The 21,388-nt window shown below is 61.9% G+C and carries 16 protein-coding genes; 8 read left to right on the plus strand and 8 right to left on the minus strand.

Translation table 11 applies throughout. The features are described from left to right. Positions 1 to 3,481 precede the first annotated feature (3,481 nt). From AC1DBN_RS09755 to rpmH, 8 genes are all read right to left on the minus strand, one after another. Positions 3,482 to 4,786 carry a ParB/RepB/Spo0J family partition protein gene (locus tag AC1DBN_RS09755; RefSeq protein ID WP_477723088.1) on the minus strand — a complete coding sequence of 435 codons (1,305 nt, stop codon included), beginning with the start codon at positions 4,784 to 4,786 and terminating at the stop codon, positions 3,482 to 3,484. Between the two features lie 66 nt (positions 4,787 to 4,852). Further along, on the minus strand, positions 4,853 to 5,920 hold the full coding sequence (locus tag AC1DBN_RS09760) for a ParA family protein (protein WP_269457149.1): 1,068 nt from the start codon (positions 5,918 to 5,920) through the stop codon (positions 4,853 to 4,855). 89 nt (positions 5,921 to 6,009) lie between these two features. Continuing rightward, the gene (gene rsmG, locus AC1DBN_RS09765) at positions 6,010 to 6,660 is read right to left on the minus strand and encodes a 16S rRNA (guanine(527)-N(7))-methyltransferase RsmG (RefSeq protein ID WP_091716933.1); all 651 of its coding nucleotides are present in this window, start codon (positions 6,658 to 6,660) and stop codon (positions 6,010 to 6,012) included. A gap of 19 nt (positions 6,661 to 6,679) precedes the next feature. Beyond that, entirely contained in the window at positions 6,680 to 7,246 is a 567-nt protein-coding gene (locus AC1DBN_RS09770; RefSeq protein WP_091716935.1) for a Jag family protein, read from the minus strand. Next, complete coding sequence (yidC, locus tag AC1DBN_RS09775; RefSeq protein WP_091716937.1) at positions 7,247 to 8,227, minus strand: membrane protein insertase YidC; 981 nt, start codon at positions 8,225 to 8,227, stop codon at positions 7,247 to 7,249. A 15-nt stretch (positions 8,228 to 8,242) separates the two neighbouring features. Then, entirely contained in the window at positions 8,243 to 8,635 is a 393-nt protein-coding gene (gene yidD / locus AC1DBN_RS09780) for a membrane protein insertion efficiency factor YidD (RefSeq protein WP_172829889.1), read from the minus strand. Beyond that, positions 8,628 to 9,038: a ribonuclease P protein component gene (rnpA, locus tag AC1DBN_RS09785; RefSeq protein ID WP_091716941.1), complete on the minus strand. Its 411-nt coding sequence runs from the start codon at positions 9,036 to 9,038 to the stop codon at positions 8,628 to 8,630. Before rnpA ends, yidD begins: the two co-directional genes overlap by 8 nt. 41 nt (positions 9,039 to 9,079) lie before the next feature. Then, positions 9,080 to 9,217 (minus strand): 50S ribosomal protein L34, encoded by a 138-nt coding sequence (gene rpmH / locus AC1DBN_RS09790; RefSeq protein ID WP_003800212.1) that lies wholly within the window; start codon positions 9,215 to 9,217, stop codon positions 9,080 to 9,082. 471 nt (positions 9,218 to 9,688) lie between these two features. On the opposite strand from rpmH, the gene dnaA reads away from it, so the two are divergent. The 8 genes from dnaA to AC1DBN_RS09830 all read left to right on the plus strand — a co-directional run bounded on the left by dnaA (position 9,689) and on the right by AC1DBN_RS09830 (position 21,350). Continuing rightward, positions 9,689 to 11,110 carry a chromosomal replication initiator protein DnaA gene (gene dnaA / locus AC1DBN_RS09795; RefSeq protein ID WP_314212643.1) on the plus strand — a complete coding sequence of 474 codons (1,422 nt, stop codon included), beginning with the start codon at positions 9,689 to 9,691 and terminating at the stop codon, positions 11,108 to 11,110. Positions 11,111 to 11,637: 527 nt separating this feature from the next. Further along, entirely contained in the window at positions 11,638 to 12,762 is a 1,125-nt protein-coding gene (gene dnaN / locus AC1DBN_RS09800; protein ID WP_045731249.1) for a DNA polymerase III subunit beta, read from the plus strand. A gap of 95 nt (positions 12,763 to 12,857) precedes the next feature. Continuing rightward, complete coding sequence (gene gnd / locus AC1DBN_RS09805; protein ID WP_477723089.1) at positions 12,858 to 13,742, plus strand: phosphogluconate dehydrogenase (NAD(+)-dependent, decarboxylating); 885 nt, start codon at positions 12,858 to 12,860, stop codon at positions 13,740 to 13,742. Positions 13,743 to 13,787: 45 nt separating this feature from the next. Continuing rightward, positions 13,788 to 14,996, plus strand: a complete 1,209-nt coding sequence (gene recF / locus AC1DBN_RS09810) for a DNA replication/repair protein RecF (RefSeq protein ID WP_477723090.1) — start codon at positions 13,788 to 13,790, stop codon at positions 14,994 to 14,996. Then, on the plus strand, positions 14,980 to 15,537 hold the full coding sequence (locus AC1DBN_RS09815; RefSeq protein WP_314212637.1) for a DciA family protein: 558 nt from the start codon (positions 14,980 to 14,982) through the stop codon (positions 15,535 to 15,537). Before recF ends, AC1DBN_RS09815 begins: the two co-directional genes overlap by 17 nt. Positions 15,538 to 15,919: 382 nt before the next feature. Then, on the plus strand, positions 15,920 to 18,001 hold the full coding sequence (gene gyrB, locus AC1DBN_RS09820; RefSeq protein WP_091716949.1) for a DNA topoisomerase (ATP-hydrolyzing) subunit B: 2,082 nt from the start codon (positions 15,920 to 15,922) through the stop codon (positions 17,999 to 18,001). 53 nt (positions 18,002 to 18,054) lie between these two features. Further along, the gene (gene gyrA / locus AC1DBN_RS09825) at positions 18,055 to 20,685 is read left to right on the plus strand and encodes a DNA gyrase subunit A (protein ID WP_314212634.1); all 2,631 of its coding nucleotides are present in this window, start codon (positions 18,055 to 18,057) and stop codon (positions 20,683 to 20,685) included. Then, a complete protein-coding gene (locus AC1DBN_RS09830) occupies positions 20,682 to 21,350 on the plus strand; it encodes a DUF3566 domain-containing protein (protein ID WP_045731255.1) in 669 nt (222 codons plus the stop codon). Before gyrA ends, AC1DBN_RS09830 begins: the two co-directional genes overlap by 4 nt. The last annotated feature ends 38 nt before the right edge of the window (positions 21,351 to 21,388 follow it).

Here is a 21,388-nt window from a genome sequence, read left to right on the forward strand (position 1 = left end):
TCAAGAGTCACACTCTGGCGCCCGCAGGCTTCCCAGGCCTGCCAGCCGACACGATGCAGCGTGAGGAATGCCGCTGAACAAGGACCCAATAGAAGGTGATGCCGTCTTGGGAAGCAGACCAGACTGCAACTTACTCGACATCTACTGTCGGATCCAGGGCGGCTCTTCAAGTGCCGGACGGGACCCCCACGCCATAAGCCTGTTCGCCGCGGCTCCGCAGGTTCGCGTTTCTCTAGCGAACAGCAGTTCACCTGACAGGACCTCGCCGCCTCTACCAGGAGAGGCGGCCCGCCGAAGACAGGGGTGAAGGCCATAGGCCACCGGGCACGTATGGTCCTCGGCATGCCTCATTGAGCCGGAGGGTCTTTTATAGCGGCATACCGGGCGAACCATATGGGACCCTGACGACCCCTAAGAGACCGATACTGATCAGCCAACCGGGAACCTCGCAATGGACTGTGGCCGGTGCCATTGCGACTGTGCGTAGCCCACGACCGCAACTCGGGTGATCGGCGGCTGCTGCAGCAAGGCAGGAAAGGGTGCCCGGCCGTGTTCTTTCCCACAACTTTATCCACAGCCACCGTCTCCTCAATCCACAGAGTTATCCACAGCTACTTCAAGGCGCCACAGCGGGTATCCTGGGGTGGCGGAACGCCGGCTGCCGTGTCATTGGGAACGGCGCAGATCATTGAAGGATCTGGCTGGCTCCGAGCCGCTGGTCCACACCGGGCAAACCAGCACTTGAGCCGCTGGATCAGCCACATTCGTACTATTTTAGATGCGCGAACGTGCCCCAACGGCAATCTTCTGACGCGGCCTCAAGTCCGTGCTCCGTTTCACGTGAAACGGCTCCCTGTTGGGCGCAGGTTGGTCGTGAGAGGCGTTCCGTCTCTCCTCGGCATGAGAAGGTAGGAGAAGCCAAAGCCTGGTCTTGTCCACAGATCTATCCACATTGTTATCCACAGGTTTATCCACTACTGCCCACAGCTCAGGTGAGACTCGGCCTCCCCGCCCTCATGCAGTCTCAAGCCCCGGCAGGACCCTGACGTCAGACGGGTATCACTGCCGGAGGACGAGGCACGAGATGCCCAGCCGCCGACGTGTCGCGGCCCCACCGCGGACCCGCGCCTGCCGACAGACTGCCTGAACGGAATGCGTACAGTCCCAGAGCCAATCAAAAGCATGCTCGAGTTCCTCAATGAAGCCGCAGGGCCTGGACCAGCCGCTCGGAAGATGCACGCACTCTCGAGACGCGCGTCTAGGAGCGTGTCGTCAACAGTCCGGGGCATGCGGCTGGATAAACGCACTGAGGTGCAGGGGAGTGGAAGGCCAAACATAGCCGAAGTGGAACGTACCATTGTCCACCGCCCCGCACGCACTTCGGCTCTGACTGCATGGCCTTCTTAGGCGGCGCTTTGATATCTCTAGCGAACCAACAATCATTGGCCCCCCGCCTCTCTATTGCAGGCAGGGCCTGCGCAACTGGAGTGCAGTAAGGCTTTGGCCTCGGTCATCAGTCATCGAATGACTTACGGAGTGCCCCTGGAGGCTCACTGCACAGCGTCGCGCACGGCAGGCCATACTTCCAGGAGGGCTGAGAGGGCCCGTAGAACGCACTGAGGCGAGCTTGGGGCCGAAGCTTCCCAGGAGGGAACGCATTGGGTATGGGGCTGTCACGGTGTGGCCCGGGGGACTGGTAACTGGGGCTCGGTGGCTGCTTCGGCTGGTCGGTTCTTGCATACACCCACCGCCAGGTTCGAAGCGCACGAGGCCCCTGTGGCCACGATTGGCCGGGTCAAGTGTGGCAAGACTCCGATGGGAATGACGGCTGGCTACGTTCGTGGAGCTATCAGCGCCGCGGCATACAGGCGAGTTCCGATTGCAGAATATGTGAAGGAGGCGAGTCCTTGGTTAGCGTTTCACGTGAAACATGCCGCCGTACCGGGCACGATGGCATGTTTAACGACAGGGGGTGGTGCCGGTAGGACTTGCCGTGCTACGGTCACTCACCCCGATGGGCATCATGCTCGTCAGCTCCGAGTTTCACGTGAAACATTTCCATGACTGTCGTCGTTTTGTCAGGGTAGTGGTGGTAGGCAACATCGCCGAGGCATCCTGCCCCTCAACGTCACTGTGACTGTTGGAACTAGGTGTTCAAGGCTCTCCGTTTCACGTGAAACATCATGACAAGAGCAGCTCCTATATTTGTACCTTGTCGACGAGGGTGCCGGCACTGGGCCCGGACTCACCTGTTGTCCTCGAGCAATCCGCGCCGCGGCCTGTGTAGGTGGAGATGTTCCACGTGAAACACCTTGGGATGCCCCATGCACCCTTTGTGTCGAACACCTTTCGTAGACGCGACTAGCGAGCGGAGCTGTGGCTAGGATCGACGAACCCCAAAGGATAGGTGAAGGCATTGGGCAGAAATCTAAGCCTTCCAGCATGGGATGCGAAAAGCTCGCCACTGACGAAGTCCGTGGCTAGCGGCATTCGCGCCCCAAGCGGCCCAGTAGGGCCTTGAGGCAGAGATAGAGCTACGAACCTGATCAACATGTGGGCTGCCAACGCATTCGTAAGTCGGCTCGCTTAGCAAGGTACTTAGCAACGAATCTTCGGCTCTTCACCGACTGGGGGAGTTCCTGAAACACTCGAAGACCCATCAGAGCGCTATCGCTTCCAGAGGAAGCGGCATCAGGATCTATGATTAGCGACCCCAACCCTACCCGTACTGAGCGGATACTCGGGGTGCAGGGCGCCTTTAGCTGATCCGAACTGTACTGGGATTCGAAGTAGATGGAGCCGACAGAACCCATTCAGCAAGCGACCGCGCATGATCCGACGTACACAGTGGGGATGCAACTAAGGTGAGGAGCTGGAGTATCCGCCTGCCCATCAATGAGATTCTTGGGGATTTTTTGCGGCCCTCCTGCGCGAACAGTGCTGATGCATGCAGTCGGGTGGATTCCTGCCTCTGCGGGCCGCAAGACGAAAGGCTGCGTCTCGACCGCCCGCGCACCAGGCCTCTGTCGACAAAGGAGGGCAGCGGTCCAAAGAGCTCTACGGTCCAGATGCCCACATGCCCCAAGTGAATAGAAGACTCCCGACCGGCACCTGCCATCGGTCGCAGCCCTCACCCGGCAGTCGATGAAGACGCGCTAACTACACACAAAGTGGCCGAACAACAGCCGACGACAATGGCGAAGTTTCACGTGAAACACTCCCCCCAAGAGGACCAGCATCCACCGGCTCCAGGTTCGTGGAACAGAGAATACATGCTACGGATACCTCGGCTGTGCACTTCAATCTGCGCCACGGCGTCCACACGGAAAGTTACCGCCTTGTCCGCGCACCCACCCCGCGCGTGCGCTGGAACGATTCGCGTTCAGGAAGTACAGCCTGAACGCTTCTCTCCCGGTACTTGAGGTTAGACAAGACAGGAGGCCCGGTTCAAAAGAACCGAGCCTCCTGTTGATCACTACAGCTAGTTAGCCGAATCTGGCGCCAAAACGTCCATGATGCGGTTCAAGTCCTCAACACTGGCGAACTCAATACTGACCTTACCCTTGCGGACGCCCAAGGAGATCTTGACGTTGGTATCCAACCGGTCGGAAAGGGAAGATGCAAGGTAATCAAGACGCTCGTGCCGCGCACCGGGGCGGGGGACATTGTTCTTGGCCGGGGTGGCCGGATCCTGGTAAAGGGTGACAGCCTCTTCCGTGGCCCGCACAGACATTCCCTCAGCGACGATCTTCTGGGCCAGGCGCTCCATCGCAGCAGCGTCCGGCAGGGACAGCAGTGCACGCGCGTGGCCGGCCGAGAGGACACCCGCTGCCACCCGGCGCTGTACAAGCGGGGGGAGCTTCAGAAGGCGCAGGGTGTTGGAAACCTGTGGTCGGGAACGGCCGATCTTGTCGGCCAGCTGCTCATGCGTTGTCCCGAAGTCCTCCAGCAACTGCTGGTACGCGGCTGCCTCTTCGAGCGGGTTCAGCTGGCTACGGTGCAGGTTCTCCAGTAGGGCGTCGCGCAGAAGGTCATCGTCAGTCGTTTCACGGACGATTGCCGGGATAGTGTCCAGGCCGGCTGCCTGCACTGCCCGCCAGCGGCGTTCGCCCATGACGAGCTCATACGGCTCGATACCATCTTCAGTTGATTTACGGACAACAATTGGCTGGAGGACGCCTATTTCACGAACAGAGTGAACAAGCTCCGCCATATCATCTTCGTCGAAGACTGAACGCGGCTGTTTCCGGTTGGGATGGATGTCCGCAACAGAAATCTCGGCGAAGTGGGCACCCGGGACCTCCACCAAGTCAACCCCGTTGTCAGCGGCTCGGACATCGGCCACCTCACCGGACGGGGAACTGTCCGTCGAGGGAGACGAGGGAGTCACATCGGACGCGGGAGCCACCGCCTGCGGGATCGGCGTCGGCGTGGCTGGGACCGTATCCGGAGCGGCTGAAGCGGCATCTGCAACCACAGGAACATCAGCGGCAGCTGCGGACTTCTTTGTGGTGCTGCCTGTGGCCCGCGCAGCACCGGAAGGTTTCTTCGGCGCTGGAGCCTTCGCGGGTGCTGCTTTCTTCGTGGCCGGCGCGGATTCACGTGGGGCTGCAACTGACGGCACGTCCGGCTTGCCCATGCCTTCAGCTTCAACGGGCTCGGATTTTTTACGGCCTTCCGGGAAGAAGAGATCCACCGGACGCGACGCAGCGGCACCGTTGGACGCGCCCGAACTAGGAATCAGCGCGCCAAGTCCGCGGCCAAGGCCCCGTCGCTTCTCGCTCATGGGTAAATCCCTCCAGTGGTAGAGCCGGGCGTAGTCCCGACTCCGGTCGATGCAGTATTGAAGATTTTAGCGTTCTGCTATTTCAGCAGCGGCTTCCAGGTAGGACAGGGCACCGCTGGAGGAAGGGTCATACGTCATTACAGTCTGCTGGTAGCTTGGCGCTTCGGAGATGCGTACAGAGCGGGGGACCACTGCGGAGAGCACCTGCTCAGGGAAATGCGTCCGGACCTCCGCCGCAACCTGGGCGGCAAGGTTGGTACGGCCGTCGTACATGGTGAGCAGAATGGTGGAAACAACCAAGTCGGCGTTCAGGTGCTTCTGGATCATTTCAATGTTCTTGAGCAGCTGGCTCAGTCCTTCCAGCGCGTAGTACTCGCACTGGATGGGAATGAGGACCTCATTGGCCGCGCAGAACGCGTTGACCGTCAGGAGGCCCAGGCTGGGCGGGCAGTCGATGAAGATGTAGTCGAGCCGTTCCTCACCGTTCTTTTCCCGGGTCTTGGCGTAGACATCGATGGCCCGGCGCAGCCGCTGTTCGCGCGCCACGAGGGACACAAGTTCGATTTCCGCCCCGGCGAGGTGGATGGTGGCAGGAGCGCAGATGAGCTTTTCCATGTCGGGGCACTGCGCCACTACATCTGCCAGCGCCACGTCATTGATGAGGACGTCGTAGATGCTGTCCACGTCGGCATGGTGCTCGATGCCAAGGGCTGTGGAAGCGTTGCCCTGCGGGTCGATGTCGATGACCAGCACGTTCAGCCCGGCAGCTGCCAGCGCGGCAGCGATATTCACCGTGGTGGTGGTCTTGCCAACACCGCCCTTTTGGTTCGACACAGTGAAAATCCGGGTCTTTTCGGGTCGCGGAAGGCGGCGGCCCATCAGCTTTTCGCGCCGCTTGGTCTCGTGGGCGAGCTCGCGGGCAATGGGGCTGGAATCGTCAATCGCATCGATAACGTTTGATCGACCCGCAGCGGTTGTTTCACGTGAAACAAGTACTGATGAAGAGTTGCTCGCAACCGGTTTCGGGTGGTTTCCGCCTCGTCCAGGAATACTAACCGGGCCAGAGACAGAACGTGCTGACCCCAGCGTCACAAACGGTGGTATCCGTTGTGTGGAGGCTTCACTACTTGTCACTGGGGCACACTCACTCTCGTTCAGCCAATTTTGCTGCCGTTGTCTAGCCTAACTGCTGCACCCGGCAGACCGAGGTCACCGGGCCCTTACTAGGACTTCTTTTGGGGCTTGTTTACAACGATGCGTACTACCGTGGTGGGCTCCTCAAGGAGGTTGTCACCCACGGTGAGTACTGATGTCTCAACGCCACCCAGTTTCCTGATGGCTTTGGCGGCTTTTTCGATCTCTTCACCGGCACTGCGGCCCTTGATGGCGATCACTTCGCCCTTGCCGGCAAGCAGGGGGATGGTCAGTCCCGCAAGGTTTGTCAGGGCAGATACGGCCCGGGCGGTCACGACGTCGGCTTCGACATTGCCCACGGCAAGCTCGGCGCGGCTACGCATGACCGTGACGTTGTCCAGGCCGAGGTCGTCAACCACTTCCTGGAGCCAAATTACCCGGCGTTCCAAGGGTTCGATGAGGGTCAGTTCAAGATCCGGCCGGGCTATCGCCAGGCACAGCCCCGGAAGCCCGGCACCGCTTCCAACATCCGCCACGTGGCTTCCCTGCGGAATCTCGCTTTCGATGACGGCACAGTTGAGGACGTGGCGGCTCCAGAGGCGTGGGATCTCCCGAGGACCAATGAGGCCCCGTTCAGTTCCGGAGGTTGCCAAGTGCTCAACGTAGCGCTTTGCCAGATCCAGCCGATCGCCGAAAATCTTCTCAGCAGCCCGAAGTTCGGCAGCCGTGATGTCAACCATGGTTAGCGGCAGCAATTCTCTAGTCAGCGGATACAACGATATGGCGGCCGTTGCCTTCGCCTTCGGACTCGCTCACGAGTCCCAGGTCGGCAACGGCGTCGTGGACAATCTTGCGCTCGTAGGCACTCATGGGCTCAAGGGCAACGGGCTTGCCGGTCTCCTTGACCGAAGCAGCAGCGTCTTCGGCAATCTTCTGCAGGTGGCCGGTACGTTCCTGCCGGTAGCCGTTGATGTCCAGCACCAGGCGCGAGCGGCTTTCAGTGGCAGACAGGACTGCAAGACGCGTCAGTTCCTGCAGTGCCTCGAGGACTTCACCGTCCTCACCCACCAGGCTCTCCAGTCCTTCGGTCTCCTCTTCGGCGACGATGGAGATGTACGTGCGGCCGTTGCGGACCTCGATGTCGATATCGCCATCGATATCAGCGATGTCCAGCAGTTCCTCGAGGTAGTCAGCCGCGATGTCGCCCTCTTCTTCCAGCCTGCTGGCAGCAGAAGGTTTTACGGACGAACCGTCCGCAGTGCCGGACTCGTCGCGGTCCTCGACCACGTCTTCGGAAAGGGCGTGTTCGGTGCTCTCGGCTGACATCTACTTCTTCTTCCTGTTCTTACGTTGTGGCTGTACGCGCTGTCCCTTGGCTTCGGCGATCGCGGCTGCGGCTTCTGCCTCAGCCTCGGCGGCGGCGTCCTTCTTTCCGGTCAGGATAGACAGCGCGGGCAGGCCTTTGGCGGCCCGACGTTCAGCAAGGGCCTTGGCAGCAGGGGAACCAGGCGTGGGCATCCGGCGGATGACGAAGAACTGCTGGCCCATGGTCCAAAGGTTGGTGGTGGTCCAGTAGATCAGGACACCAATGGGGAAGTTAATGCCACCCACACCAAAGACGATGGGCAGGATGTAGAGCATCATCTTCTGCTGGCGCATGAACGGGCTGGCCATCGCCTCTTCAGACATGTTCTTGGCCATGATCTGCTTCTGGGTGATGAACTGCGACGCCGTCATGGCGAGGATCATCACGATGGAGAGGATCCAGACGGCAGTCTGGTTGCCGCCACCGCCGCCGTGCAGCAAGGAGGCCGACAGCGGAGCTCCAAAAATGCTCGACGCATCGAACTCGACAACCTGCTCGTGGCTCATGGCGCCAATGCCGTTGCCCTGGTCCTTGGCCTGGGAGATTCCCGACAGCACCTGGAAGAGTGCAAAGAAGAAAGGCATCTGGATCAGCATGGGAAGGCAGGCCGAGAACGGGTTGGTCCCGTGCTTCTTGTACATGGCCATCTGCTCCTGGGCCATGGCCTGGCGGGAGAGCTGATCGGTCTTGCCCTTGTACTTGTCCTGCAGCTTCTTCAGGTCAGGCTGCAGCAGCTGCATGCCGCGCTGTGCCTTGATCTGCTTGACGAACACCGGGATCAGGGCGGCACGGATCACCAACACCAGCCCAATGATGGACAGCGTCCAGGTCCAGCCGTTCGCCGCGGGCATCCCGATGGTGCTCAGTCCATCGTGGAATCCAATCATGATGATGGAAACCAGCCACTTGAACGGGGCCATGATTGTTCCAAAGAAGTCCATACTTATCCCTATTCGTCAGGCCGCACTGCGGCCTTCTTCATTAGTCCGAGCAACCAGGTACTTGTCTGGGTTGTTCAGCACAACAATTGTGGGGGTCTGGTTTTCAGGCCATTCCCGCTTGCCCGCGGGGACGTGGTCCACTCCGCCGGCGTTCCATGGGTGGCAGCGGCCCAGGCGGCGGGCAGCCAGCCAGGTTCCTTTAACAGCGCCGTGGACGGTGACAGCTTCAAGGGCGTAAGCCGAGCATGAAGGAAAAAACCGGCAGACCTGGCCGTACAAGGGTGAAACCACCTTGCGGTAGGCCTTCAGCAGGAGAATGAGGATGTTCCGGGGCGCGTTCCAGAGAAACAGCAGGACGGCGGCGGGAACAGGATGAAGATGGGCGACGACGGCGGTGGCGTTATGCACGCGGTGTCCCCTTCTGTGTTGTACCAGCCGAACCCTTGGCAGCAGCCCTTTGGGGGCGGCCGGCCAGCCGGTTCAGCGTCGACTCAAGTGCAGCGTTATAGTCCTCCAGCAGCTGGTCCCAGCTGGCGGAAGCGGACGCAGGCAGCGCCCTGACCACTATGGCGAGACCGGTGCCGTGTTCGCGCAGCGAGGCAGCACCTGCTTCCCGTAGTCTCCTCTTAACGAGGTTCCTGACCACAGCGTTCCCGACACTCTTGGAAACGATGAACCCGATCCGGCTGGGTTCGTCGGCAGCGATGGCTGCCGCATATAACACTACGTTCCGGCGTCCATTGCGGACACCGGAACGTACGGTTGTTGAAAAGTCGGTGGAAGTCCTCAGGCGGTTGCGGGTGGCCAGCACCTTAAACTCGCAATGAAGGTATCTACCGACAAGTCAGTTATTTAAGCCGACAGCTCGGTGCGGCCCTTGCCACGGCGGGCTGCCAGGATGGCGCGGCCGGCACGGGTACGCATACGAAGGCGGAAGCCGTGCTTCTTGGCTCGACGGCGGTTATTCGGCTGAAAAGTCCGCTTGCTCACGTTAGTTACTCCAGTGGATCAAAGGTGCGTCCACCCGATCAAAAATGGGGAAGAACTGGCCGACGCTAAGTTTTGTATATGCACGCTTCCCCCTGCTGCCCAGGCGCAGTGCGCTTGGGAGAATCAGTCGGGGCCAAAAAGCGGACACAAAGGACTTCACAACGTTAGGGCAATTTAGACCCTGCAGTCAAACCGGGAGGGGTCCCCTCCACTATCCCCAGCTGTGTCTAACTACCCTTCACCACCTGTGGATGAAGTGGCTCACAAGCGCCAAAAGCGAACCACAACGGTGTAATTATCCACAAGCAGTTTCCCAGCTATCTTCTAGGCTTTTCATCCCCTAGAGTGGCTCAGTAGCCGATTATCCACGGACTGTGCATAACCCTGTGGATGAAGCTGGGCCAGCATCTTGGTTCCGGGTCCGGGGCTGCAGGTAATGCAGGGCAAAGCAAGTTTTGAGGGAACCGATTGATGACAGTAGACGAAGCCAACCACGCCAATACTGTCGGAAGTTCCTGGCGGCGCGTTATCAGCCTGCTGGAGAAAGACCACCGGGTAACACCGCGCCAGCGTGGCTTTGTCATCCTCGCCCAGGCCCAGGGCCTGATCGGATCGACCCTCCTGGTGGCCGTTCCCAACGAACTCACCCGTGAGGTGCTGCAGACGCAGGTCAAGGACGCCCTGGACGATGCCCTGCACAACGTCTTCTCTGAGGACATCAGGTGCGCCATCGACGTCGACACCGATCTTGTCCCCATCCACAAAGAGCCCGAGCCCGTGGTTGAGCCTGCCTATGCGCAGGACCAGCTGATTGAGCAGAAGCCGCAGCCCATGCTGCCAAGCACCTCCCACGAATTTGGCCGGCTCAACCCCAAATATGTCTTCGACACGTTCGTCATCGGTTCATCCAACCGTTTCGCCCACGCTGCTGCCGTCGCCGTCGCCGAAGCACCTGCCAAGGCCTACAACCCGCTGTTCATTTACGGCGACTCCGGCCTGGGCAAGACACACCTGCTGCACGCGATCGGGCACTATGCCCGCCGGCTCTACAGCGGCATCCGGGTTCGGTATGTGAATTCCGAGGAGTTCACCAACGACTTCATCAACTCGATCCGGGACGACGAGGGCGCCAGCTTCAAGACCACATACCGGAACGTGGACGTCCTGCTCATTGACGACATCCAGTTCCTCGCCGGCAAGGACCGGACACTGGAGGAGTTCTTCCACACCTTCAATTCGCTGCACAACAACAACAAGCAAGTGGTGATCACTTCCGATCAGCCGCCCAAACTGCTTGCCGGTTTCGAGGACCGGATGAAGTCGCGCTTCGAGTGGGGCCTGCTGACGGACATCCAGCCCCCTGAACTGGAAACCCGCATCGCCATCCTCCGCAAGAAGGCCCTCAGTGAGGGACTGTCCGCGCCGGACGACGCGCTGGAGTACATCGCATCCAAGATCTCGAGCAACATCCGCGAACTTGAGGGCGCGCTCATCCGCGTCACCGCATTCGCCAGCCTGAACCGGCAGCCAGTCGACGTAGCCCTCGCGGAAATGGTCCTGAAGGACCTCATCACCGACGACGGCGCCCAGGAAATCACCTCCAGCCAGATCCTGCAGCAAACGGCTGACTACTTCAAACTCAGCATGGAAGAGCTCTGCAGCAAGTCCCGGACCCGGACACTGGTCACCGCCCGGCAGATCGCCATGTACCTCTGCCGCGAACTGACGGACATGTCCCTCCCCAAGATTGGCCAGGAACTCGGCGGCCGCGATCACACCACAGTCATCCATGCAGACCGGAAGATCCGTGAGCTGATGGCCGAGCGACGTGTGATCTACAACCAGGTCACGGAGCTGACCAACCGCATCAAGCAGCAGCAGCGCGACTCCTGATCCCCGCATCTATACCTTATTAACAGGTGCATGTGGATAAGCCTGTGGATAGTTAAGGGGACAAGCGCGCTTAATGGGCTTAAAACCCTTAAGGCGCCTGTGGATCGTTAAAACCGGCTTCTGGGTTGTCCCCATCCACACCCTGTTTAAAACCCAGTTAACTCACAGTCCGTGAACAGGGCTTAACCGCGGATCTCCGCCGCGGGACGGGGTTATCCACAGTTTCCACAGCAGTTATTAACACTACGAATCCCAAAAAATTGAAAATCCCTCAAACAACAAGATCGTTCCCCTAGTACCGTGCAGGGACCATCGGCCCCCTGAAGGGGCCGGGGAGGTTTTGGGGGATGGGTTAATCCCGGATCTTCCGGCTAAGCTGTCAGCAGCGCTCCCATCCCTGGGTTTTTGTGTGGTTTCCGTTCAGCGCGGACCATGCACCTGCCGGAATCGGGTGCATCATTTTCCGGAATCACCCCTGCGGAGGTTCCGGCCTACTAGGCAGCAGCAACGAAAGGCGGCATCCCTCCGTGAAGTTCAGAGTCGATCGGGACGTCCTGGCAGAAGCCGTTACCTGGACAGCCCGCTCGTTGTCTCCGCGGCCGCCAGTGCCAGTCCTCTCCGGCCTGCTCCTCAAGGCAGAAGCCGGAACCGTCAGCCTTTCAAGCTTCGATTACGAAACGTCTGCGCGCCTTGAGATCGCTGCCGACATCCGTGATGAAGGCACCATCCTGGTATCGGGCCGGCTCCTTGCGGATATCTGCCGAAGCCTGCCTTCGGCGCCGGTCGACGTCGAAACCGACGGCAACAAAGTCACCCTCACCTGCCGCCGCAGCAGCTTCCACCTCGCCACCATGCCCGAGGCCGAATACCCGCCGCTTCCCGCGCTTCCCGCCATCAGCGGCACCGTTCCCGGTGATGCGTTTGCACAGGCCGTTTCCCAGGTGATCATTGCCGCCAGCAAGGACGACACCCTCCCCATCCTCACCGGGGTGCGCATGGAAATCGAAGACGACCTCATCACGCTGCTGGCTACCGACCGCTACCGCCTGGCGATGCGCGAGGTTCCGTGGAAGCCCGTCACTCCCGGCGTCTCCACCAGTGCGCTGGTCAAGGCCAAAACCCTCAACGAAGTGGCTAAAACACTGGGCAACAGCGGCGACATCAGCCTGGCACTGTCCGATGACGACACCCGCCTGATTGGCTTTGAAAGCGGTGGACGCACCACCACGTCCCTGCTGGTGGATGGCGATTACCCGAAGATCCGGTCGCTTTTCCCGGAGTCAACGCCCATCCACGCCACTGTCCAGACCCAGGAACTGGTGGAAGCCGTCCGTCGTGTGTCCCTGGTGGCTGAACGCAACACGCCGGTCCGACTGGCGTTCACCGCCGGACTGCTGAACCTGGATGCCGGCACCGGTGAAGACGCCCAGGCGTCCGAAGAACTCGAAGCGCAGCTCTCCGGAGACGACATTACCGTGGCGTTCAACCCCCACTACCTTGTGGAAGGCCTCAGCGTGATTGAAACCAAATTCGTGCGGTTTTCATTCACGTCAGCCCCCAAGCCGGCCATGATCACCGCCCAGGCTGACGCCGACGGCGAGGACCAGGATGATTACCGGTACCTGGTGATGCCGGTTCGTCTCCCCAACTAGTCCCCATCGGCTCCCAGCCTTCGAAGACTCAGGCCGGGCTCCTCGCCTATGAGGCCCAACCACCGCCACCCACTAGCCCAGAAAAGAGTTCCACCATGCACATTGGACTGATCGGCCTTGGCAAAATGGGATTCAACATGCGTGAGCGGTTGCGCAACAGCGGCATCGAGGTCACGGGTTACGACCGGAACCCCGATGTGACCGACGTGGCTACCGTCGATGAGCTCCTGGCCGCCGTTCCCGCACCGCGGCTGATCTGGGTGATGGTTCCCGCCGGCGCAGTCACGGATGTAGTCATCACCGAACTCGCCGACAAGCTGGACCAGGGCGACCTGGTAATTGACGGCGGAAACTCCCGCTTCACCGAGGACCAGAAACATGGTGAACTCCTCGCCGGAAAAGGCATCCGTTTCGTGGATTGCGGTGTTTCCGGCGGCGTCTGGGGCCTGCAGAACGGCTATGGCCTGATGGCCGGCGGCGACGCTGCGGATGTGGAACTGGCCCTGCCGGTCTTCGATGCCCTGCGTCCGGAAGGTGACCGTGCGGACAGCTTCGTCCATGTGGGCGGCGTCGGCGCGGGCCATTACGCCAAGATGGTCCACAACGGCATCGAATACGGCCTGATGCAGGCATACGCCGAGGGATACCAGCTGCTCGCTTCGAAAGACATCATCAGCGACCTCCCCGGCACTTTCCGCGCCTGGCAAAAAGGCACCGTAGTCCGGTCGTGGCTGCTCGACCTGCTGGTCAAGGCCCTGGAAGAAGACCCCGGCCTGCAGAACATCGATGACTACGTGGAGGACTCCGGCGAAGGCCGTTGGACCGTTGAGGAAGCAATCGCCAACGCCATCCCGGCTCCCGCGATCACGGCAGCGCTCTTCGCCCGGTTTGAGTCCCGCGAGGACAGCTCACCTGCCATGAAGATGGTGTCCGCACTCCGGCACCAGTTTGGCGGGCACGCCACCCGTCCCGCCAAGTAGCACCCACCGGGGACCGCCGCTGTCCCCAGAATTGTCGAAACCCGCGTGTATCTGGAACACCTCTCCCTGACCGATTTCCGCAGCTACGCCCAGGTGGACCTTTCCCTCAGCCCCGGCGTCACGGTGCTGGTGGGCTACAACGGCATCGGCAAAACCAACCTGATGGAGGCCATCGGCTACCTGGCCACCCTCAGTTCCCACCGGGTCAGTTCGGACGGCCCGCTCCTGCGGTTCGGCACCGAACGCGCCCTGGTACGGGCCAGGCTGGTGCGCAACGGCCAGACCACGGTGCTCGAGCTGGAGATCAATGCCGGCAGGGCCAACCGCGGCCGTATCAACCGCAGCAATCCGGTCCGGGCGCGGGACCTGCTGGGCATCTGCCAGACGGTGCTCTTTGCGCCGGAAGACCTGGCCTTGGTCAAGGGGGATCCGTCCAATCGACGCAGGTTCCTGGACGAACTGCTCGCCAGCCTGGTCCCGCACCATGCCGCAACACGCAGCGACTACGACCGCGTGCTGAAACAGCGCAACGCCCTGCTGAAATCGGCCCGTGCCGGGAGGGTCACCGCCGCCCACGAAGCCACCCTCGATGTGTGGGACCAGCACATGGCAAAGGCCGGGGCCGAGCTCCTGCACGCACGGCTGGAACTGGTGGAACTTCTCCGGCCCCACCTTTCCCGCGCCTATGCGGAGCTGACCGACGCGTCCAAGCTGGCGGACGCGATCTACCGGTCCACGCTGCAGAACCAGATGGACGACGACGGCGCATCGTTGGGTGCCACAGGCCGGCCGGGGCCGGGGGACACGGCCGCTGCCGAAGACCTGCGCGGCCTCAGCATTGAGGAGCTGACCCAGCGCTATATCCGCGCGTTCGGCGAATCACGGAAGAAGGAGCTTGAGCGGGGCATCTCGCTGGTGGGTCCGCACCGTGACGATCTTGAACTCGTGCTGGGACAGGCCCCCGCCAAGGGTTATGCATCCCACGGTGAAACATGGTCCATGTGCCTGTCCCTGCGGCTGGCGTCCTACTACGTCATGCTTGACGATGCCCGTACCGGCGGCTCCGCTCCCATCCTGATCCTTGACGACGTTTTTGCCGAGCTGGACGTCCAGCGGCGGCGTAAACTGGCCGCTATAGTTTCCGGCGCGGAACAGGTCCTGGTGACCGCCGCCGTCGACGCCGATATCCCGGAGGAACTGTCCGGACGGCGGGTGAAAGTCGTCCCGGGAGGCATTGATGAGCAGGGAGAGTGACGCCGGCGGGCTGCAGCCCGGACGGGATCCCGACCAGATCGATGCTCCGCAGGCTGCGCTCAACCGGATGCGCGAGGCCGCCGCAGCCCGCGGCGAGATTCGCCGCAAGGCACAGCGGCCCGGACAACAAAAGTCCAGGGGCAGCATCCGGGACACCCGCGGGTTCAGCCAGTTCCATGCGACGGGCCGCGATCCGTTGGGGCTCGGCAAGGTGGTGGGGCGGCTGGTGGCCGAGCGGGGCTGGACATCGCCCGTGGCTGTCGGTTCCGTCATGGCGGAATGGGCCACTCTCGTGGGTCCGGAAATTTCAGCGCATTGCACTCCGGAAAGTTTTACCGATACCACCCTGCATGTGAGGTGCGATTCGACCGCCTGGGCCACCCAGCTGCGGCTCCTCAGCGCCAGCCTGCTGGAGAAATTCAGGGTGGAACTGGGAGACGGCGTGGTCACCAGCATCCAGGTTCTGGGCCCTTCGGCGCCCAGTTGGCGCAAGGGCGGCAGGAGTGTCAACGGGCGCGGACCGCGGGATACCTACGGATAGCCCGGCGCCAATTCCTTGATAATCGGCCTGCGGCCGTGTAGGCGCCTGCAAGGGCTGCGGCCTGTATAGGCACCAAGAGGCGGTTCCGTTAGGGCGCCCTAGGCGGGGCCAGCGGCCTGCCATGGCCACACGGCACCGCGTCCACGCCCCTGGAATGCGGGGATATGGGGCGCTTCGCGGTAGAATTGTTGCAGATAACTGGGCGCGGGTGAGACGTTGACTGAGTCCGTTTTCCGCGCACTCCGGTCCGCGGTCTGCGGCTCCCCACAACGTCAACAAGTCACCGGCGCCATAAGTTTGTGCCTGTTGGCAGGTGACTTCCTGTATTTACCCGGGGAGTAACCGGCCGGCCATCATCGAGAACGAGGAGTCGACAGCGCCTGTGGCTAACGACAATACAGATATTCTGGCAGTTGACCCCGCAGCCGGTGACGCCGGCGGTCCTGACGCAACGGCGGAAGCGGCCACCCCACGGGAGTATGGCGCCAGTGACATCACTGTCCTCGAAGGCCTTGAAGCGGTGCGCAAACGCCCCGGTATGTATATCGGTTCCACCGGTCCGCGCGGCCTCCACCACCTTGTGTACGAAGTGGTGGACAACTCGGTCGATGAAGCGCTTGCCGGCTACTGCACCCACATCGAGATAGTCCTGCAGGCCGACGGCGGCGTCAAGGTAGTGGATGACGGCCGCGGCATTCCCGTGGACATGCACCCCACCGAGCACAAGCCCACGGTTGAAGTGGTCATGACCATCCTGCACGCCGGCGGCAAGTTCGGCGGCGGCGGTTATGCAGTGTCCGGCGGCCTCCACGGCGTTGGCATCTCCGTGGTGAACGCGCTGTCCAGCCGGGTGAACACGGAAGTCCGCCGCCAGGGGCATGTTTGGCGGATGTCCTTTGCCAACGGCGGCAAGCCCCAGGGCAGCCTGGTCCAGGGCGAGGAAACGAAGCAGACCGGCACCACGCAGACCTTCTACCCCGACGCAGAGATCTTCGAGAGCACCGAGTTCGATTTCGAAACGCTCCGCGCGCGCTTCCAGCAGATGGCCTTCCTCAACAAGGGCCTGCGCATCACCCTTACCGATGAGCGAGTGGCCACCGAGGCCGACGCCGATCCGGACCTCGACGGCATGGTCACCGAAGGCGAGATCAGCGCCGAGCACCGCACGGTGGTGTACCAGTACGACGAAGGCCTGCTGGACTACGTCAAGCACCTGAACTCCGGCAAGAAGGTTGATGTGGTCCATGAGGACGTCATCGCCTTCGAAACCGAGGACAAGGACCGCAAAATAGCGCTGGAAATGGCGATGCAGTGGACGAATGCCTACTCGGAGAGCGTCCACACCTACGCGAATACCATCAACACCCACGAAGGCGGCACCCACGAAGAGGGTTTCCGCGCGGCCATGACCTCCCTGGTCAACCGCTACGCCCGGGAAAAAGGCATCATCAAGGAAAAGGACGACAACCTCACCGGAGACGACATCCGTGAGGGACTTACTGCCGTCATTTCGGTGAAGCTCTCCGAGCCCCAGTTCGAAGGCCAGACCAAGACGAAGCTCGGCAACTCCGAGGTCAAGGGCTTCGTCCAGCGGGTAGTCACGGACGGCCTGGGTGACTGGCTGGAACGCAACCCCGGCCCGGCCCGCGATGTCATCCGGAAGGCCATTTCGGCCGCCCAGGCCCGCATGGCAGCACGGAAGGCCCGCGACAACGCCCGCCGGAAGAGCCCGCTGGAATCCTTCGGAATGCCCGGAAAGCTCTCCGACTGCTCGTCCAAGGACCCGGCCAAGTGCGAGGTCTACATCGTGGAGGGTGACTCTGCCGGCGGTTCCGCCAAGCGCGGCCGCAACCCCGAGACACAGGCCATCCTTCCGTTGCGTGGAAAAATCCTCAACGTTGAGCGCGCGCGCCTGGACAAGGCCCTTGGCAACGCCGAAGTGCAGTCCATGATCACCGCCTTCGGCACGGGCATCGGCGAAGACTTCGACCTCGCCAAGCTGCGGTACCACAAGATTGTGCTGATGGCCGATGCCGATGTTGACGGCCAGCACATCACCACGCTGCTGATGACGCTGCTGTTCCGCTACATGCGGCCCCTGATCGAGAACGGCTACGTCTACCTCGCGCAGCCCCCGCTGTACCGCATCAAGTGGTCCAACGCTCCGCACGACTACGTCTACAGTGACCGCGAACGCGACGCCAAACTGGTGTCCGGCCAGGCAGCAGGCCGCCGCATTCCCAAGGACAACGGCATCCAGCGCTACAAGGGCCTCGGTGAAATGGACTACACGGAGCTGTGGGATACCACCATGGACCCGGACAACCGCACCCTGCTCCAGGTCACCATGGACGACGCCCTCGCAGCCGACCAGATCTTCTCGGTCCTGATGGGCGAAGACGTGGAATCACGGCGCAATTTCATTCAGCAGAACGCCAAGGACGTCAGGTTCCTCGATATCTAGGACATAGCTCCTACATTCGACAACCGACATATACCTGAAACGGAAAATACAAAATGAGCGACGAAACACCTGAGAACCCGGCCCCCGACGCCGGGAATCCGGAAACCGTTCTTGAAGGCGATGTGCTGATCGACCGTGTGGAGCAGGTGGACCTGCAGACGGAAATGCAGCGGTCCTACCTGGACTACGCCATGGCCGTCATTGTGGGACGGGCCCTCCCGGATGTCCGCGACGGGCTCAAGCCGGTGCACCGCCGCGTGCTCTACGCGATGTTCGACGGCGGCTACCGGCCCGACCGTTCCTTCAACAAGTGTGCCCGCGTGGTGGGCGAGGTCATGGGCCAGTACCACCCGCACGGTGACACTGCGATTTACGACGCCCTGGTCCGCCTTATCCAGGACTGGACCATGCGGTACCCGCTGGCCCTCGGCCAGGGCAACTTCGGTTCGCCGGGCAACGACGGCGCGGCCGCCCCCCGTTACACCGAAACCAAGATGGCCCCACTGGCCATGGAGATGGTGCGGGATATCGACGAGGAAACCGTCGATTTCCAGGACAACTACGACGGCAAGAACCAGGAACCCACTATCCTGCCGGCCCGTTTCCCCAACCTGCTGGTCAACGGATCCTCGGGCATCGCAGTCGGCATGGCCACCAACATTCCGCCGCACAACCTGCGCGAAGTAGCGGACGGCGTGCAGTGGTACCTGGCCAATCCGGCTGCCACCCGCGAGGAACTGTTGGAGGAACTCCTTCGCCGCGTGAAGGGACCGGATTTCCCCACCGGCGCCACCATCCTTGGCCACAAGGGCATCGAGGATGCGTACCGCACCGGCCGTGGCTCGGTAACCATGCGTGCCGTGGTCAATGTCGAGGAGCTGCAGAACCGCACCTGCCTGGTGGTCACCGAACTGCCGTACCAGGCCAACCCGGACAACCTGGCCATCAAGATCGCCGAACTGGTCAAGGACGGCAAGATCCAGGGCATTGCCGACCTCCGCGATGAGACGTCGGGCCGTACCGGCCAGCGGCTGGTCATTGTCCTCAAGCGCGATGCAGTGGCGAAGGTTGTGCTGAACAACCTCTACAAGCACACGGAACTGCAGAGCAACTTCTCGGCCAACATGCTGGCCATCGTGGACGGCGTTCCGCGTACCCTGAGCCTGGATGCTTTCATCCGGCACTGGGTCACCCACCAGATGGACGTCATTGCACGCCGGACCCGCTACCGCCTGCGCAAGGCCGAAGAAGAAGCGCACATCCTGCGGGCGCTGCTCAAGGCGTTGGACATGCTGGATGAGGTCATCGCCCTGATCCGCGCATCCAACACCACTGAAGCAGCCCGCGACGGCCTGATGGAACTGCTGGACATCGACGAACTGCAGGCACGGGCCATCCTGGACATGCAGCTGCGCCGCCTCGCAGCACTGGAACGCCAGAAGATCCAGGACAGGCACTCCGAACTCGAAGCCCTGATTGCCGAATACAACGCGATCCTCGCTTCCGAAGAGCGCCAGCGCGGGATCATCAGCACCGAGCTGGGCGAAATCGTGGACAAGCACGGCGATGACCGCCGCACCAAGATCCTCATGGGTTTTGACGGCGACATGTCCATGGAGGACCTCATCCCCGAAGAGGAGATGGTGGTCACCATTACCCGCGGCGGCTACGTCAAGCGGACGCGGAGCGACAACTACCGTTCCCAGCAGCGCGGCGGCAAGGGCATCAAGGGTGCCCAGCTGCGGGGTGACGACGTAGTGGAGCACTTCTTCGTCACCACCACTCACCACTGGCTCCTGTTCTTCACCAACCTGGGCCGTGTCTACCGCGCCAAGGCCTATGAGCTGATGGAAGCCGGACGCGATGCCAAGGGCCAGCACGTGGCCAACCTGCTGGCTTTCCAGCCAGATGAGCACATTGCCCAGGTGCTGGACCTGAAGGACTACCAGCAATCGCCGTACCTGGTGCTGGCCACTAAGCGGGGGCTGGTGAAGAAGACCCGGCTGGAGGACTACGACACCAACCGCTCCGCCGGCGTCATCGCCATCAACCTGCGTGACGAAGACGAACTGGTCTCCGCCCAGCTGGTCTCCGAAACCGACGACCTGTTCCTGGTATCCCGGATGGGCCAGTCGATCCGCTTCACCGCCACCGACGATGCGCTGCGCCCCATGGGACGAGCCACATCCGGCGTGACCGGCATGAAGTTCCGTGAGGATGATGAACTGCTGGCCGCCGATGTGGTCACTGACGGGTCCTTCGTGTTCATCGTGACCGAAGGCGGCTACGCCAAGCGCACCGCCGTCGAGGAATACCGCCTGCAGGGCCGCGGTGGCCTGGGCATCAAGGTGGGCAAGTACCAGGAAGAACGCGGGCACCTCGTGGGCGCCCTGATTGTCCAGGAAGAGGATGAAGTCCTGGTGGTCATGGAGGGCGGCAAGGTTGTCCGTTCCTCCGTCGCCGGTGTCCCTGCGAAGGGCCGCGACACCATGGGCGTCATCTTTGCCAAGCCGGACAAGAACGACCGCATCATTGAGGTTGCCCGCAACAGCGAACGCGGTCTCGAGGACGAAGAATCAGCGGAGGATGACGTAACGTTGGCTGAAGAATCACCGGCCTTTGAGTCAGAGGACGCCTCGGGCGACGCTGAGCCGAACGACGACAACACGGAGGTAACCGAGTGAGTAATTCCGACTCATTTCCCAAGCCGAACAGCACCGTTCCCGATGGTAACCGGCCCTCGGCGGCACCCCGGGTGAATGCCCCTGTCCGCCCGCAGCAGCGGCCTTCCGCGCCCGCCGGTGCCCCCGGCCAGCGTCCTTCGGTTCCCGGACAGCGTCCGTCCCAGCCCGGTCAGGGAAGCCAGCAGGGCCAGCCCGGCCAGCGACCGGCCCAGGGACAACGCCCTGCCTCTGCCGGACCGCGCCCGCAGGGTGCCCCGGGCCAGGGCGGTCCGGGCCTCGTGAAGCCGGCGCCGAAGGCCAAGGCACGCCGAGCCCGACTGCTGATCAGCAAGGTGGACCCCTGGTCCGTCCTGAAGATGGCGTTCCTGCTCTCTGTGGCCCTGGGCATCGTCACGGTCGTGGCTGCCATCGTCCTGTGGACCGTCCTGGACCTCACGGGGATCTTCGACCAGGTGGACAGCCTGCTGGGAACTCTGGCCGGTTCCGAGGGCGGCGGGTTCGAGCTGAAGAAGGTCGCATCGCTGGGCCAGGTGGCCTCTTTCGCCACGATTATCGCCGTGGTGAACGTGGTCCTGCTGACCGCGCTGTCCATGCTCTCGGCTGTTCTCTACAACATCTCTGCCACCCTGGTGGGCGGCATTGGCGTGACCCTCACCGACGATTAGGACACCGCTTCCACCGGCCCCGGAGCCGGTGGAAGCGC

The sequence above is a fragment of the Pseudarthrobacter sp. 10T415 genome (genome assembly GCF_056394175.1).